This is a genomic window from Amycolatopsis endophytica, from assembly GCF_013410405.1.
In the GTDB taxonomy this organism is placed as follows: Bacteria; Actinomycetota; Actinomycetes; order Mycobacteriales; family Pseudonocardiaceae; genus Amycolatopsis_E; species Amycolatopsis_E endophytica.
The window spans coordinates 1,136,744-1,151,210 of record NZ_JACCFK010000002.1 but is presented as its reverse complement, the minus strand read 5'-3'; the positions used below and the strand labels follow the sequence as shown (position 1 = coordinate 1,151,210).

The window sequence follows — 14,467 nt, the reverse complement described above, 5'->3', positions numbered from 1 at the left end:
CGTCCCCCGGCATGCCAGAGGACCGCCTCGGCCCTGGAACACCGGCTTCCATCGGGGGTTCTGTGTTGGGGGAACCGGCTGTTCTTGTTCACGCTCACGCGCAAACACCACGCCCGGCAATGTGCCATCAACGACGGTTCCCCCTGTCCGCACTCGCACCGTCACCAGCCTGAACACGGTACAAGAAAGCCGGGCCCAGTGGAACCGGCCGCGCGGCTCAGTGGTGGAACCAGCCCGCGAACATCGCTGGGCAGGCCGCGAGCACGCTGTACCGGATGAAGCGCCCGGTCAGGCCCGCCGTGAGGAATGTCGACATCCGCATGTCGGCCAGGCCGGCCAGCACCGTCGTCGCCATGAACGGGGGGAGCCCGACCAGTGAGCTGACCCCGTAGGTGCCCGTCATCCAGTGCGGATGCCGATGGCAGCGCTCGCGCAGGGCCTCGACCTTGCCGCGCAGCCATTTGGTCCGCCGGTGCCACCGGTCGCGCAGCCTGCTGGGCGGGCGCGGGCGGTGCAGCCGGTCGTGCAGGAACTTCGGCAGCCCGATCGACCCGCGCGCGGCCAGGTAGTACAGGAACTTCCCGGCGATCTGGCCGATCGAGACGGCCGCGCCGATCAGCAACCAGTGCAGCCCCGGTTCACTGGCCACGAGCCCCAGCACGAACACCTCGACGCTGATGACGGGCAGGATCGCGGACCCGAAGGCGACGCCGAGCGTCACCCAGAACCAGGCGAACAACCGCGCCTCCTCACGGGGGCTTCGGGGCGTGCGGGGCGGGGACCGGGCGTTCCGGGAGCGATCCCGGTCACACGAGTGGGGGGTACGACGACCATATCAGCCTGAAGTGTGATCTCCGTGGGGTCTCAGGACGGTTTCGCCACCACCCGCTCACCTTCCCGTCACCCGGCTCTGCCACCGTGGCGCCGTGCAACAGGACATCCGGGTGACGCGGCGTTCACCCGCCGAGCGGTTCGCGTCGTTCTGCGCCACGGTCGTGCGTTACCTGCCGTTCGGGCTGAACACGCTGGTCCCGCCCAACTTCGTGGGGTTCGCGCTGATCAACGGGTTCACCTTCGGCGTCGACCTGGTCCTGCTGACCCTCGGGCACGGCGTGGCGGGCATGCCGCTGCCCGCCGCGATCACGGTGGCCTACATCTGCGCCTTCGCGCTGAGCTTCGTGCTCAACCGCACCTTCAACTTCCGTTCGCACGCCCCCGTCGGGCGGCAGGCGGTGCTGTACGCGATCGCGGTGGCGGTCAACTACCTGGCCTTCATCCTGGGCGCCGGCGCCGGCCTGGCCGCGCTGGGCCTGGAGTACCACCTGGCCCGGATCCTCGCCGGGGCGTGCGAAGCGGTGTTCCTCTACAGCGTGCTTCGCTGGATCGTGTTCGCCGAGCGCGGCCGGGCGTAGCGGAAACGGGACCCGCTCGTAACATCCATCACGCGAGCAACGAAGATAGGCGGTGCCGCGTCTGTTCCGTGAGATCGCCCCTGGCCGGGACTGGGAGAACGAGTAGTGAAAGCTGTCATCGCGACGATGAGGCACGGGAGTGCCGCCGAGCGGCTCCGCCTGGGTCTCGAGCTGCTGCTCGCCCTCGGCCTGTTCGTGGCCCTCGCGTACTACGCGCACGGGCTCCGGAAGTGGCCGACGGACGTCGACATCTACCGGCTCGGCGCGGACACCTTCCTCAAGGGCCACTCGATCTACTCGGAGCTGCCCGTCTCGGCCATCGGTGGCGCGCTGCCCTACACCTACCCGCCGTTCTCCGCGGTGCTGTTCACGCCGCTGGCGATCATCCCGCCGCCGATCGGGTTCCCGCTGCTGACCGCCGCGACCTGCCTGGCGCTGTTCCCGATCGTGCTGGCCTACCGCAAGTCCTCGCCGGAGCTGAGCGGGCTGCTGGCCAAACCGTGGATGGTCGTCGCGGGCGTGTTCGTGATGACCACCGCGCACCCGGTGGCGAACACGATCTTCTGGGGCCAGATCAACGTCCTGCTGATGATGCTCGTCGCGGTGGACGTGCTGTGGCCCAACCCGCGCTGGCCGCGGGGCGCGCTGATCGGCATCGCCGCCGCGGTCAAGCTGACCCCGGCCGGTTTCGTGTTGATCTTCCTGCTGCGCAAGGACTTCCGCGCGGTGGTGACCAGCTTCCTCAGCTTCCTGGTGATGACCGCGATCGCGTTCGTCCTCATGCCGGGCGATTCGTGGACCTACTGGACCGACCGCGTCTTCCACGCCACCGGCATGAACATCGGCCCGATCCACGCGAACGAGTCGATCACCGCCACGTTCGAGAAGCTCCACCTGACCGGCACCACGCTCACGGTCGTCGGCGGTCTCGGCGTGATCGCGGTGATCGCGATGACGTTCCTCGGCACGGCGCGCGCGCTGCGGGACAACGACCTGGCGATGGCGCTCGGTGTCACCGGGGCGGGTGTTCTGTTGATTTCGCCGATCTCGTGGTCGCACCACTGGATCCTCGCCCTGCCCACGGCCGCGCTGGTGCTGGTGCAGGGTGTGCGGAACAACAACAAGTGGCTCATCGTGTCCGGCTGGGGCGCGGTGGTGATCCTGTGGCTGGCGCCGCACTACTGGGTGCCGCTGGAGTGGCAGAACTGGAGCTTCGCCCAGCAGGTGGCGGGCAGCAGCTACCAGATCGTGGCCATCGCGTTCCTCGTGGTGATGGCGGTGCGGTGGTTCCTCGGCCGCGGCACGCCCGCCCCGGCTGACGACCTGGACTTCGAGCTGGCGAGCGAACTGACCCGCCCCGCGATGGCGGCGGTGGAACCCCCGAACGGGGTCCGCACCCCGGCCCGCGCCGGCGACGAGGCCTGACCCCACCGGCAGCGAGCGGCGGCTGTCCGGGCGAAACCGCACCGTCCGAGTGACCGCCGCGCCGTCGGGAGCGTGGGACTCGCGGACGGGAACGGGGGACTCGCGGACGGGAGCGGGGGACTCGCGGACGGGAGCGGGGGACACGGCGACTGGGAGGGGCCGACGCGGGTGGCACCAGGGGGCTCGGCGCGGGTCAGCTGACCAGGTGGATGTCCAGTGCGCCGGTGAGGCGGAGTTCGCGGAGGCGGCGTTCGCCGGTGTCGAGGGTGCGGACGGTGCCGTCGGGGTGCCATCCGGCCCGGCGGAAGAAGCTCAGCGTCGCCGCGTCGGATTCGGTGGCCCACGTGACGCCCCGGTCCGCGCCCAGCTCACGCAGCCCCGCGGCGGCCGCGGCCAGCAGCCGGGCCCCGTGTCCGCGACGAGCCCAGCGCGGCTCGACCAGTAGTGCCCCGATCAGGCCGGTGCGGTCGGCGTCCTCCGGCAGGGATCCGTCGGCGCCGGCGACGTCGTCCCGGGGCGCCGGCCCGGCCACGCAGAACCCGACGGTGAACCCGCCTTCCACGGCGACGTGCACCCGCGAGCCGGGGTGCTCGATCGCCTCCGCCCAGCGCGTCTCGGTGTCGGCCGAGTCCAGCTCGGCCAGCGTCCGCTCGGTCAGGACGCCCTGATATGCCGTCCGCCAGGTGACCCGCTGGATCCGGGCGATCTCCGCGGCATCGGCATCGGTGGCTTCGCGAACGGACACGGTGCTCATGGCCGCAGAACCTACCGTTTCTGTCGGTGGGTGATGGCACGATGACCCACGATGGAGACGATGACTGCGGCGGCCGCCCGGCGGGCCGCGCTCGCGGCGCAGGGGTTCGCCGACCCGCGCCCGGGCACCGCACCCACCCGGCGGCACCTCAAGCGGGTCCTGTCCCGGGTCCAGCTGCTGCAGCTGGATTCGGTGAACGTGGCGGTCCGGGCGCACTACGCGCCGGTGTTCGCGCGCCTGGGCGCCTATGATCCGGCGCTGATCGACGAGGCCGCGTGGAGCCACAGCAGCCGGAAACCGCGAATGCTGGTCGAGACCTGGGCCCACGAGGCGAGCCTGATCCCGGTCGAGGACTGGCCGCTGCTGCAGTCCGGCGCGAAACGGCCCGGATGGTGGCGCCACTACCAGCGCCTCGCCGACCGCACCCCGTCACTGGTGGAGGACGTGCTGGCGGTGGTGAAGGAGCTCGGGCCGATCGGCGCGGGCGGCATCGAGCGCGAGCTGGAGGGCGAGTCGCAACGCCGGCCGGGGTCTTGGTGGGAACGTTCCGAGGTCAAGAAGATCTGCGAGCTGCTGTTCGGGCTCGGGCAGCTGACCACCGGCACCCGGCGCTCGTTCGAACGGCTCTACGACCTGACCGAGCGTGTGGTGCCCGCCGACATCCTCGCGCGGCGGGTGTCGCCGGAGCAGGGCGCGCGTGAGCTGATCTCCCGCGCGGCGACGGCGCTGGGCGTGGCCACGGAACCGGACCTGCGGGACTACTACCGGCTTGGCCCGGAGACGAGCCGCCGGGCGGTGGCCGAGCTGGTCGAAGAAGGGGTGCTGGAGCAGATCGAGGTGCGCGGCTGGCGCGGTCCGGCCTACCGGCTGGTGGGCGCCCGCATGCCGCGCAAGGTCGCCGGACGGGCGCTGCTGTGCCCGTTCGACCCGCTGATCTGGGAGCGGGCCCGCACCGAGCGGTTGTTCGGGTTCCGCTACCGCATCGAGATCTACGTGCCCGAGCCGCAGCGCGTGCACGGGTACTACGTGTTCCCGTTCCTGCTGGACGGCGAGCTGGTCGCGCGCGTCGACCTGAAGTCCGACCGGGAGGCCGGGGTGCTGCGGGTGCAGGGTGCTTTCGCCGAGCCGGACGCCGATGTGGCCCGGGTGGCCGCGGAGCTGGCGGGCGAGTTGCGGTTGATGGCGTGGTGGCTGGGTCTGGACGGCTTCGTGGTGGGGGAGCGGGGTGATCTGGCGCCCGCGCTGCGCACGGCGTGACGGCACGACGAAAACGGGGTGGGTGTGACCTGCCCCCATGTCACACCCACCCGCCACTCCCGGGCGGCCGTGGCCGCCCCGTGGCACTCCGTGATCCCCTCGGGTGCCCCTACTGCGCCGCGCGTGTCACCACCGCGGTGCCGGATCCGGTGCGGGCCCGCAGGTTCAGCGGCACCTCGCCGCCGGGAGCCTCCAGTGACAGGTCCAGTTCGCTGGACACCTTGCCCGCGCTCGCCGTCAGGTCGACCTCCGCGGCGACCCCGGGACGGATCCCCACCCGGAGGTCGCCGGAGCCGGTGACCAGCTCCAGGTTGCCGCTCGCCGCCTCGGCCACCGACACGTCGCCGCTGCCGCTGCGCGCCAGCACGGAACCCGCGACGGTGCCCAGCCACACGTCACCGGTGCCGGTGGCCAGCGTCGCCGAACCTGACAGCGACGCCACCTCGACGTCGCCGCTGCCGGTGCGCAGGTGCAGTCCGGACAGCGTCGGCCCGAGGCGGATCGACCCCGAGCCGGTCCGCACGGTGGCCGCGCCCTCGGTCCGGTCCAGCCTGATCTCGCCCGTGCCGGTGGACAGGTCCGCCCGCCCGGCGGTCCCGCTCACCGTGACGTCCGCCGAACCGGCCCGCACCTCAAGGGTGGTGCCGGCCGGCGCGGTCACCGTGACGGCCAGCGGGATGTTGCGCAGGGGCAGCGCCTTGGGCGCGTGCACGGTCAGCCGGTTGCCGGTCTGTTCCATCCGCGTCTGCTGTACCGCGTCGGCCGGGGTGCCGGTGAGATCGGTGCCCAGCTGGTCGCCGAACCGCTCGCTGACCCAGCTCAGCAGGTTCGACACGCCCTGCGCCCACGGCTGCTGCGCGTCCGGGTCGTGCCGGACCTCGACCGTCGCCTCGGCGGTGCCGTCGTCGAGCTTCACCTCGACCCTGCCCAGCGTCACCGCGATGTCCAGCTCCAGTGGCCCGGCCAGGGAGAACGTCTGTGTGCGCACGAGTTCCGGATCGGTCATGACTATCCCTTCACCCAGCCGTGCAGGTGCGATTCGGACCGCGAGCCGGTCGGCTTCGCGGCGCGCAGCGATTCCGAGCCGTGCAGCGCGCCGTGCACGGCCTGCGAGATGAACGTGTTGAGCGAAACGCCCTGCGTCGAGGCGGCGTGCTCGGCCTGCTCCTTGAGCTTCTCCACCAGGCGCAGCGTCATCCGGGAGATGTCCCCGCCGTCGACCATCGGTGGTGGCGGCGGTGGCGGTGGCGCGGCCTTCGGTTCCCGCTCCCGTTCGGCGGTGCCGCCGGTGACCACCACGCGCACGTCGCGGCCGTCCAGCCGCACCTCGACGACGTGGTCGGGCAGCTGCGCGGTGGCTTCGGCCGCCAGGTCGGCGAGCGCGTTCATCAGCGCCAGCCGCACCGCGGGTTCGAGCGCGCCGGACAGCACGGCCGCCGCGCGGCGGATCTGTTCGTCCCCGGCCGAAGCTGTCGCGGTGAGGTCTTCGCGGAGACCGGTGATGTACGGCGTCAAGTCCATGACACCACAATGACACCACTTTTGACATCGGTCAAGGAGTCGATGACACCACGCGGTGTCGCGGCCGGACTGTCCGATCCTCCGGTTACGCTGCCGGGGAGGCAGTGAGGGGAAGGAGGGCGAGCGTGGCCGAGACCGTGTCGCCGAAGGTGCAGCTGATCGCCAAGACAGAGTTCTTCCCGCCGGCTGACGTGCCGTGGTCGACCGACGCCGACGGGGGCGAGGCGCTCGCCGAGTTCGCGGGCCGCGCCTGTTACCAGTCCTGGAAGAAGCCGAACCCGAAGACGGCCACCAACGCCGGCTACATCGACCACATCATCGAGGTCGGTCACCTGTCGGTGCTGGAGCACGGTTCGGTGAGCTTCTACGTCACCGGCATCTCCCGTTCGCTGACGCACGAGCTGATCCGTCACCGCCACTTCTCCTACTCGCAGCTGTCCCAGCGGTACGTGCCCGAGCGCGACGCCGCCGTCGTCGAGCCGGACGTCATCGCGAACGACCCGGAGCTGCACGAGAAGTTCCTCAAGGCCACGCAGGCCAGTGTGGACGCCTACGCCGAGCTGCTGGCCGGGCTGGAGGACAAGTTCGCCGACGCGCCCAGCGCCACGCTGCGCCGCAAGCAGGCGCGCCAGGCGGCGCGCGCGGTGCTGCCCAACGCCACCGAGACCCGCATCGTGGTCACCGGCAACTACCGCGCCTGGCGGCACTTCGTCGCCATGCGCGCCACCGAGCACGCCGACGTGGAGATCCGCGAGCTGGCCGTGGAATGCCTGCGGCAGCTGCAGAAGGCCGCGCCGAACGTCTTCGCCGACTTCACCATCTCGACCCTGCCGGACGGCACCGAGGTCGCCTCCAGCCCGAAGGTCCTCGAAGGGTGAAGCGGCTCGCCATCGACCTCCAGCCGGGGGAGTACGCCGTCGCCCGGCTGGATCCGGGCGCTCCGGCGCCCGAGATCGACGCCCCGGGCGGTCTGGTCTCGGTCACCAGGACCGCGGCCGAAATCTCGGTGATCTGCCCCGCGGACAAGGTCCCGGCCGGTGCCCGGGTCGAATCCGGCTGGCGCCTGCTGACCGTGCGCGGACCGCTGGCGTTCACGTTGACCGGGATCATCGCCGCACTCGCCGGTGAACTGGCCTCGGCCGGGGTCGCGTTGTTCTCGCTGTCCACTTTCGACACTGACCACGTGCTGGTGAAGGACGGCGAGCTGGCGCGCGCGATCGGTGCCCTGCGAGCCGCGGGGCACGAGGTCGCGGAACAGGTCAGTCCCGCGGGAACGCCTTCCGCGCCGCCCGGCTGCTGATCAGCGCGACCACCGCGATCAGCAGCAGTCCGCACGCCGCCTGTTCGGCCCGCAGCCAGACCGGAAAGGCGCCGGGGATCGCGACGATCACCGCGATCGCCACGACCATCACCGCCGACGCGACGCGCCAGCGCACGTAGGCCTTCCGGGATCCGCGCAGGGTGCGGGTGGCGAAGGAGAACATCAGGGCGCCCGTGACCACGACGATCACCGTGCGCACCCACACCGCGTCCGGTACCTCGACGTGCCCGGCGCTCATCGCGACGACGGCCGCGAGCGTGGCGGCACTCAGCGCGAGGTAACCGCCGACGAGCAGCCGGGCGTGGTGCAGGGATGCCGGAACCGTGGTCATGACTCGCCCTCCCGTGGCGTGATCATCTTGCCGACCAGGTGGGCGAACGAGTCGGCCACCCGCGGGCCGTCCAGCGCCGGGTCGGCCATGAACTGTTCGGACAGGTTGTCGATCGTGGCGCGCAGCAGGACCGCGAGCGTCCAGGCGTCGAAGTCGCCGAGCTCGCCGGAGCGCTGCCCTTCTTCCAGGAGCCCCCGGGCGAACCCGACCAGCGCTGCGCCCTCGCGCGCCGTGTACCGCGGCGATCCGTCCTCCTTGCGCAGGTTGCGGGCCACCTCCAGCACGGCCCTGGCCTCGCGCTGGTGGGCCCACACGAACAGGACGCACGCCCGGACGTAGGCCAGCACCCGCTCCCGTGCCGTCTCCGCCGCGCCGACCGCGGCGTGGATCGGCTCCACCGCGTCGCCGTAGAGCTGGTCGACCACGGCCTCCATCAGCTCGGCGCGGGAGGAGAAGTGGTAGAGCACCACGCTCTTGGACACCCCGGCACGCCGGGCGACCTCCGCGACGGTCGTCGCCGTGTAGCCCAGTTCGCCCAGCGCCTCGGTCGCGCAGGTGACGAACTGGCGGCGCCGTGCCCGGTTGAGGAACGTCTCGCCTGCTTCTCCAGTACTTTTCGACCGCATGGTCTAACTCTAGCACTCTTGGTCGAGTCCGCGACCGCCTAAAACCATGCCCGTGGGGTACGCCTGCGCGGGGTGAACGTGCGTCGCACGCCACTTTCGCTGATCTGTACACCGAAGTTCGGTGTGCCTAAACTCAGGCTTCGGTTCCCGGTTGGAGGACGGATGGCGCTGACGGACCAGCTCAAACCCCGGCTCGCGCGGGTGCGCACCGGCTCGATGCTGCTCGGCCCGGCGTTCGTCGCCGCGATCGCCTACGTCGACCCCGGCAACGTCGCCTCCAACATCAGCGCCGGCGCGCAGTTCGGTTACCTGCTGGTCTGGGTCATCGTGGCGGCCAACCTGATGGCCGGCCTGGTGCAGTACCTGTCCGCGAAGCTGGGACTGGTCACCGGGCGGTCGCTGCCGGAGAACCTGCGGGAGCGGATGCCGCGCGCGGGCCGCCTGGGGTTCTGGGCGCAGGCCGAACTGGTGGCGATCGCGACCGACCTGGCCGAGGTCGTCGGCGGCGCGATCGCCCTGAACCTGCTGTTCGACCTGCCGCTGCTGCTCGGCGGCGTGATCACCGGCGTCGTCTCGATGGTCCTGCTGCTGGTGCAGGACCGGCGCGGCCAGCGCCCGTTCGAGCGCGTCATCACCGGGCTGCTCGGGGTCATCGCCGTCGGATTCCTGGCCAGCGTGTTCGTCGGACCGCCGTCGGCGGCGGACGCGGCGGCCGGGCTGGTGCCGAAGTTCGCCGGCAGTGAGAGCGTGCTGATCGCCGCCGCGATGCTCGGCGCGACCGTCATGCCGCACGCGGTCTACCTGCACTCCGGGCTCGCCCGCGACCGGCACGGTCACGTCGAGGGCGCCCGCCGGTCGCGTCTGCTGCGCATCACGCGCTACGACGTCGGCCTCGCCATGCTGCTCGCCGGCGCGGTGAACCTCTCGATGGTGCTGCTGGCCGCGACCAACCTGCAGGGCCGGTCCGGCGTCGACTCGATCGCGGGCGCGCACCTGGCGGTCGGGGAGGCGCTCGGCCCGGGGGTGGCGCTGCTGTTCGCGATCGGGCTGCTGGCCTCCGGTCTCGCCTCGACCTCCGTCGGCGCCTACGCCGGAGCGATGATCATGCAGGGCCTGCTGCGCAAGCGGGTCCCGCTGCTGCTGCGGCGGCTGGTCACGCTGCTGCCCGCGGTCGTCGTGCTCGCGATGGGAGCCGACCCCAGCCGCGCGCTCGTGGTGTCGCAGGTGGTGCTGTCCTTCGGCATCCCGTTCGCGCTGGTGCCGCTGGTGCGCCTGACCAGCGACCGCGGCCTGATGGGCGACGCGGCCAACCACCGCGTGACCACCACGCTGGCCTGCGTGATCGCGGCCGTGATCATCACGCTCAACGTCGCCCTGATCTACCTCACCTTCGCGGGCTGACCGGGAACCGGCCGGGGCCGGGCGCGGTCGGACTAGCATCCAGCTGTCCCGACCGCATGATCCCCGGAGCCACGGTGACCGAAGAGCAGACCCAGCAGACCACGCCACCCGCGACGGGCGCGCGTGTCGTCGCCGGCCGGTACGCACTCCTGGACGAGCTGGGCCGCGGCGGGATGGGCGTGGTGTGGCGGGCGCAGGACCAGGTCATCGGCCGCCCGGTCGCCGTGAAGGAGCTGCGGCTGCCCGGCGGCGCCGACGAAGCCGTCTTCACCGAGCGGGTGCTGCGTGAGGTGCGCACCGCGGGACGGCTCAACGACCCGGCGATCGTCACGGTGTTCGACGTCGTCGCCGAGGGCGGGGCCACGTTCATCGTGATGGAGCTGGTCGACGCGCCCACGCTGGGTGATCTGGTGCGCAGGCACGGCGCGCTGCCGCCACAGCAGGTGGCCTCGATCGGGCAGCAGGTGCTCTCGGCGCTGCGGGCCGCGCACGAGGCCGGGATCGTGCACCGCGATGTCAAGCCCGGCAACATCATGGTCGGCGCCAACGGCCGGGTGAAGCTCACCGACTTCGGCATCGCCACCGCGGTCGACGACCCGCGGCTGACGGCGAGCGGGATGATCGTCGGGTCCCCGGCCTTCATGGCGCCGGAGCGGCTGGAGGGGCACGAGACGCTGCCCGCCTCCGACCTGTGGTCGCTGGGTGCGACGCTGTACCTGGCCGCCGAAGGCGTGATGGCCTTCGACCGGCCGACCACCGCGGCGACCCTGCACGCGATCGTCAACGAGGTGCCGTTCCTGACCCGGGTGCAGGGGCCGCTCGCGTCGGCGATCATGGGCCTGCTGGTGGCCAATCCGGAGGGCCGGATCTCCTACCACCAGGCCGGTCACCTGCTCGGCATCGCGGCGCGGAACATTCCGCCCGGCGGGATCGGCACCGCCGTCCACCACGGACCGCCGCCCACGCGGACGGTGGCCGCGCCGGGCGGGAAGAGCCGCCGCGGGCTGTGGGTGACCGCGGGCGTGGTGCTCGGGGTGGTGCTGCTCGCGGGCGGGTTCCTCGCCGGGCAGTGGTGGGCCTCCGAGTCCGCCGACGAGGCGATGCTGCCGACCATGACCTACGGCACCGGCGGCGACATGAGCTTCGAACCGAGCAGCTCCTACGACTGCTACAACGGACGGGTCCAGCCCGGCTACAGCCTCGGCTCGGACAACTCGGTCAGCTGCGACAAGTCGCACGACCTCGAGGTGTACGACGAGATCGACAGTCTGGGCAACGCGAGTTCGAGCGAAACCACCACGCTGGTGGCCTACCCCGGCGCCGAGGCGCTCCGGCGCTACGCCGAGTCCTTCTGCTCGCTGAGTTTCCACTCCGGCACCATCGACGACGGCCAGCGCGCCACGCTGAACTACCGCGCCCTGGTGCCGTCGCAGGCGCAGTGGGCGGCCCGGCCGGACAACTCCTATGACGACCCCGCCCGCACGGTCTACTGCCTGGTGTCCAAGCTGGGCGGCGGGCAGATCACCGACACGGTGACCGTCAAGGTGCGCTGACGCGAAAGGTTACGGCCGCCGATCACCTGGTCCAGCGATTCTCCGGCAGGTCGGGGCTGTTTGCAGCGGATCATCGCGTTTCGGCAGGTCGGCACGAATATCCACACGCCGAGGAGGTACCTTCAGAGCATGTCTGCTCCTCCTACGGCAGCGCCCGGAAGGCCCTTCGGGCGCGTGCTCACCGCGATGGTCACGCCCTTCGACGCGGACGGCGCCCTGGACACCAAGCGGGCCCAGGAGCTCGCCGAGCACCTCGTGGAGCTGGGCAACGACGGCCTGGTGCTCAACGGCACCACCGGCGAGAGCCCGACCACGACCGACGAGGAGAAGGCGGACTTGATCCGCGCGGTGGTCGAGGCGGTCGGTGACCGCGCGACCGTCGTCGCCGGTGCCGGCACCTACAACACCGCGCACAGCGTCGAGCTGGTGCAGCAGGCGGAGAAGGCCGGCGCGCACGGTGTCCTGCTGGTCACCCCGTACTACTCCCGCCCGTCGCAGGCCGGCCTGTACGCGCACTTCACCACGGTCGCCGACGCGACCGGTCTGCCGGTGATGCTCTACGACATCCCGCCGCGCTCGATCGTGCCGATCGAGGTCGACACGCTGCGCCGGCTGGCCGAGCACCCGCGCATCCTGGCCGTCAAGGACGCCAAGGGTGACCTGCTGGCCGGCAGCGAGGTCATCGCCAACACCCACCTGGCCTACTACTCCGGCGACGACGCGCTGAACCTGCCGTGGCTGTCGGTGGGCGCGACCGGTGTGGTGAGCGTGATCGGGCACGTGGTGGCCGGGCGCATCCGCGCCATGATCGAAGCCTACGAGAACGGCGACACCTCCACCGCCCGCACCAACCACCGCGGCATGCTGCCCGTCTTCCGCGCCATGTCACGCGTCGGCGGGGTCGTGTTCGCCAAGACCGGGCTCGCGCTGCGCGGCCACCCGGTGGGCGGCCCGCGCCTGCCGCTGGTGCCCGCCACGCAGGAGCAGACCGACGCGATCGCGACCGACCTCGCCCAGGCGGGGGTGCCCCTCGAGGAGTCGCCGACGCCGGACTGGCACAGTTCCCGGGTGGCGCAGGCCGACTCCGCGGCCGCCTACGTCGCGCCGACCACTCACACCAGCGTTGGGACCCTTCACCGGTGAGCTTGGCAGGACCCGGACCGACCAACACCCCACCCGCACCGCCCGAGGGCGGCCTGCGCACCGTCGCGCTCGGTGGCATCGGCGAGGTCGGCCGCAACATGACCGTGTTCGAGTACGACGGCAAGCTGCTGATCGTGGACTGCGGGGTGCTCTTCCCCGAGGACGAGCAGCCCGGCGTCGACCTGATCCTGCCCGACTTCCGGGCGATCGAGGACCGGCTCTCCGACATCGAGGCGCTGGTGCTGACGCACGGCCACGAGGACCACATCGGTGCCGTCCCCTTCCTCCTGCGCATGCGCCCCGACCTGCCGGTCTACGGTTCGCGGTTCACGCTCGCGCTGCTGGAGGCCAAGTGCAAGGAGCACCGGCAGCGGCCGAAGCTGATCGAGGTCACCGAGTCCGAGCGGCGCACGGTGGGCCCGTTCGACCTGGAGTTCTTCGCGGTCAACCACTCCATCCCGGACGCGCTCGCGGTCGCGCTGCGCACGCCGGCCGGGGTCGTGCTGCACACCGGTGACATCAAGCTCGACCAGCTGCCGCTGGACTCGCGCCTGACCGACCTGGCCGGGTTCTCCCGGCTCGGCGACGAGGGCGTGGACCTGCTGTGCATCGACTCGACCAACGCCGAGGTGCCCGGGTTCGTCACGCCGGAGCGGGACATCGGCCCGGTGCTCGACGACGTGATCGGCCACGTCACCCAGCGCGTGATCGTCGCCTGTTTCGCCAGCCACGTGCACCGCGTGCAGCAGGTGCTCGACGCGGCGGTCAAGCACGGCAGGCGCGTGGCGTTCGTGGGCCGTTCGATGGTCCGCAACATGGGCATCGCGGCGGACCTGGGGCTGCTGAACATCCCGCAGGGCCTGCTGATGAACCTCGACGAGGCCGTCAACCTGCCCGAGACCAAGGTGCTGTTCGTCTCCACCGGGTCGCAGGGCGAGCCGCTGTCGGCGCTCTCACGCATGGCGCGCGGCGAGCACCGGCAGATCTCGATCCGGGCCGGTGACACGGTGGTGCTGGCCAGCTCGCTGATCCCGGGCAACGAGACCGCGGTGTTCGGCGTGGTCAACGGCCTGGTCCGGCTCGGCGCGAACGTGGTGCACCAGGGCAACGCGAAGGTGCACGTGTCCGGGCACGCGTCGGCGGGGGAGCTGCTGTTCCTCTACAACGCGATCCGGCCCAGCAACGTCATGCCGGTGCACGGCGAGTGGCGGCACCTGCGGGCCAACGGCGCGCTGGCGATCCGCACCGGCGTCGCGCCGGAGAACGTGGTGCTGGCCGAGAACGGCGTGGTGGTGGACCTGGTCGACGGGCGGGCGCGCACGACGGGCCGGGTCGAGGTCGGGCACGTCTACGTCGACGGCCTGTCGGTCGGCGATGTCGGCGAGTCGACCCTGTCCGACCGGCTGGTGCTGGGCGAGGGCGGGTTCATCGCGATCAACGTCGCCGTGGACTCGACCACGGGGCGCGCGGTGAGCACCCCGACGGTGTCCGGGCGCGGGTTCTCCGACGATCCGAAGGCACTCGATGCGGTGGTTCCGCTCGTGGAGATGGAGCTGTCCCGCACCGAGGCGGAGGGCATCACCGACAGCCACCGGATCGCCCAGGCCGTGCGCCGGGTGGTGGGCCGATGGGTCGCCGAGACCTACCGCCGCCGCCCGATGATCGTGCCGACCGTCATCCCGGTGAGCTACGGACAGGCCGGAACGACAACGTAGGTAATCGA

The 14,467-nt window shown here is 71.5% G+C and carries 15 protein-coding genes; 9 read left to right on the top strand and 6 right to left on the bottom strand.

The genetic code is table 11. The features are described from left to right. Positions 1 to 217: 217 nt before the first annotated feature. On the bottom strand, positions 218 to 739 hold the full coding sequence (locus HNR02_RS31030; protein ID WP_179777184.1) for a YqaA family protein: 522 nt from the start codon (positions 737 to 739) through the stop codon (positions 218 to 220). Between the two features lie 187 nt (positions 740 to 926). Here HNR02_RS31030 and HNR02_RS31025 point away from each other — a divergent pair, with 187 nt between their 5' ends. Both HNR02_RS31025 and HNR02_RS31020 read left to right on the top strand, forming a co-directional pair. Next, on the top strand, positions 927 to 1,412 hold the full coding sequence (locus tag HNR02_RS31025; protein ID WP_312861230.1) for a GtrA family protein: 486 nt from the start codon (positions 927 to 929) through the stop codon (positions 1,410 to 1,412). Between the two features lie 126 nt (positions 1,413 to 1,538). Further along, positions 1,539 to 2,837, top strand: coding sequence for a glycosyltransferase family 87 protein (locus HNR02_RS31020; RefSeq protein ID WP_218914330.1), 1,299 nt, complete (start codon positions 1,539 to 1,541; stop codon positions 2,835 to 2,837). A 193-nt stretch (positions 2,838 to 3,030) separates the two neighbouring features. Here HNR02_RS31020 and HNR02_RS31015 read toward each other — a convergent pair whose 3' ends face one another. After that, the gene (locus HNR02_RS31015) at positions 3,031 to 3,591 is read right to left on the bottom strand and encodes a GNAT family N-acetyltransferase (protein ID WP_179777182.1); all 561 of its coding nucleotides are present in this window, start codon (positions 3,589 to 3,591) and stop codon (positions 3,031 to 3,033) included. Positions 3,592 to 3,642: 51 nt separating this feature from the next. On the opposite strand from HNR02_RS31015, the gene HNR02_RS31010 reads away from it, so the two are divergent. Next, positions 3,643 to 4,848, top strand: coding sequence for a winged helix-turn-helix domain-containing protein (locus tag HNR02_RS31010; protein WP_179777181.1), 1,206 nt, complete (start codon positions 3,643 to 3,645; stop codon positions 4,846 to 4,848). Positions 4,849 to 4,957: 109 nt separating this feature from the next. On the opposite strand, the gene HNR02_RS31005 is transcribed toward HNR02_RS31010, so the two are convergent. Together HNR02_RS31005 and HNR02_RS31000 are read right to left on the bottom strand one after the other, a co-directional pair. Further along, on the bottom strand, positions 4,958 to 5,854 hold the full coding sequence (locus HNR02_RS31005; protein WP_179777180.1) for a DUF4097 family beta strand repeat-containing protein: 897 nt from the start codon (positions 5,852 to 5,854) through the stop codon (positions 4,958 to 4,960). A 2-nt stretch (positions 5,855 to 5,856) separates the two neighbouring features. Then, entirely contained in the window at positions 5,857 to 6,369 is a 513-nt protein-coding gene (locus tag HNR02_RS31000; protein ID WP_179777179.1) for a toxin-antitoxin system HicB family antitoxin, read from the bottom strand. Between the two features lie 125 nt (positions 6,370 to 6,494). Between HNR02_RS31000 and thyX the strand changes: the two genes are divergently transcribed. Further along, entirely contained in the window at positions 6,495 to 7,247 is a 753-nt protein-coding gene (thyX, locus tag HNR02_RS30995; protein ID WP_179777178.1) for an FAD-dependent thymidylate synthase, read from the top strand. After that, the gene (locus tag HNR02_RS30990) at positions 7,244 to 7,669 is read left to right on the top strand and encodes an ACT domain-containing protein (RefSeq protein WP_179777177.1); all 426 of its coding nucleotides are present in this window, start codon (positions 7,244 to 7,246) and stop codon (positions 7,667 to 7,669) included. Before thyX ends, HNR02_RS30990 begins: the two co-directional genes overlap by 4 nt. Here HNR02_RS30990 and HNR02_RS30985 read toward each other — a convergent pair. Then, the gene (locus tag HNR02_RS30985; protein ID WP_179777176.1) at positions 7,629 to 8,021 is read right to left on the bottom strand and encodes a hypothetical protein; all 393 of its coding nucleotides are present in this window, start codon (positions 8,019 to 8,021) and stop codon (positions 7,629 to 7,631) included. The two genes, HNR02_RS30990 and HNR02_RS30985, sit on opposite strands and share 41 nt — an antisense overlap. Further along, positions 8,018 to 8,647 (bottom strand): TetR/AcrR family transcriptional regulator, encoded by a 630-nt coding sequence (locus HNR02_RS30980; RefSeq protein WP_179777175.1) that lies wholly within the window; start codon positions 8,645 to 8,647, stop codon positions 8,018 to 8,020. Before HNR02_RS30980 ends, HNR02_RS30985 begins: the two co-directional genes overlap by 4 nt. A 162-nt stretch (positions 8,648 to 8,809) precedes the next feature. Here HNR02_RS30980 and HNR02_RS30975 point away from each other — a divergent pair, with 162 nt between their 5' ends. From HNR02_RS30975 to HNR02_RS30960, 4 genes are all read left to right on the top strand, one after another. After that, positions 8,810 to 10,048: an Nramp family divalent metal transporter gene (locus tag HNR02_RS30975; protein WP_179777174.1), complete on the top strand. Its 1,239-nt coding sequence runs from the start codon at positions 8,810 to 8,812 to the stop codon at positions 10,046 to 10,048. 74 nt (positions 10,049 to 10,122) lie between these two features. Next, positions 10,123 to 11,601: a serine/threonine-protein kinase gene (locus HNR02_RS30970; RefSeq protein WP_179777173.1), complete on the top strand. Its 1,479-nt coding sequence runs from the start codon at positions 10,123 to 10,125 to the stop codon at positions 11,599 to 11,601. Between the two features lie 129 nt (positions 11,602 to 11,730). Then, on the top strand, positions 11,731 to 12,744 hold the full coding sequence (dapA, locus tag HNR02_RS30965) for a 4-hydroxy-tetrahydrodipicolinate synthase (RefSeq protein ID WP_179777172.1): 1,014 nt from the start codon (positions 11,731 to 11,733) through the stop codon (positions 12,742 to 12,744). Continuing rightward, positions 12,741 to 14,459 (top strand): ribonuclease J, encoded by a 1,719-nt coding sequence (locus HNR02_RS30960; RefSeq protein ID WP_179777171.1) that lies wholly within the window; start codon positions 12,741 to 12,743, stop codon positions 14,457 to 14,459. Before dapA ends, HNR02_RS30960 begins: the two co-directional genes overlap by 4 nt. Positions 14,460 to 14,467: the final 8 nt, after the last annotated feature.

Excerpts from the sequence above, each read along its gene's own strand:
- HNR02_RS31020 (WP_218914330.1), top strand. The coding sequence starts at position 1,539 with ATGAGGCACGGGAGTGCCGCCGAGCGGCTCCGCCTGGGTCTCGAGCTG.
- HNR02_RS31015 (WP_179777182.1), bottom strand. The coding sequence starts at position 3,591 with ATGAGCACCGTGTCCGTTCGCGAAGCCACCGATGCCGATGCCGCGGAG.
- HNR02_RS31010 (WP_179777181.1), top strand. The coding sequence starts at position 3,643 with ATGGAGACGATGACTGCGGCGGCCGCCCGGCGGGCCGCGCTCGCGGCG.
- HNR02_RS31005 (WP_179777180.1), bottom strand. The coding sequence starts at position 5,854 with ATGACCGATCCGGAACTCGTGCGCACACAGACGTTCTCCCTGGCCGGG.
- HNR02_RS31000 (WP_179777179.1), bottom strand. The coding sequence starts at position 6,369 with ATGGACTTGACGCCGTACATCACCGGTCTCCGCGAAGACCTCACCGCG.
- HNR02_RS30985 (WP_179777176.1), bottom strand. The coding sequence starts at position 8,021 with ATGACCACGGTTCCGGCATCCCTGCACCACGCCCGGCTGCTCGTCGGC.
- HNR02_RS30980 (WP_179777175.1), bottom strand. The coding sequence starts at position 8,647 with ATGCGGTCGAAAAGTACTGGAGAAGCAGGCGAGACGTTCCTCAACCGG.
- HNR02_RS30975 (WP_179777174.1), top strand. The coding sequence starts at position 8,810 with ATGGCGCTGACGGACCAGCTCAAACCCCGGCTCGCGCGGGTGCGCACC.
- dapA (WP_179777172.1), top strand. The coding sequence starts at position 11,731 with ATGTCTGCTCCTCCTACGGCAGCGCCCGGAAGGCCCTTCGGGCGCGTG.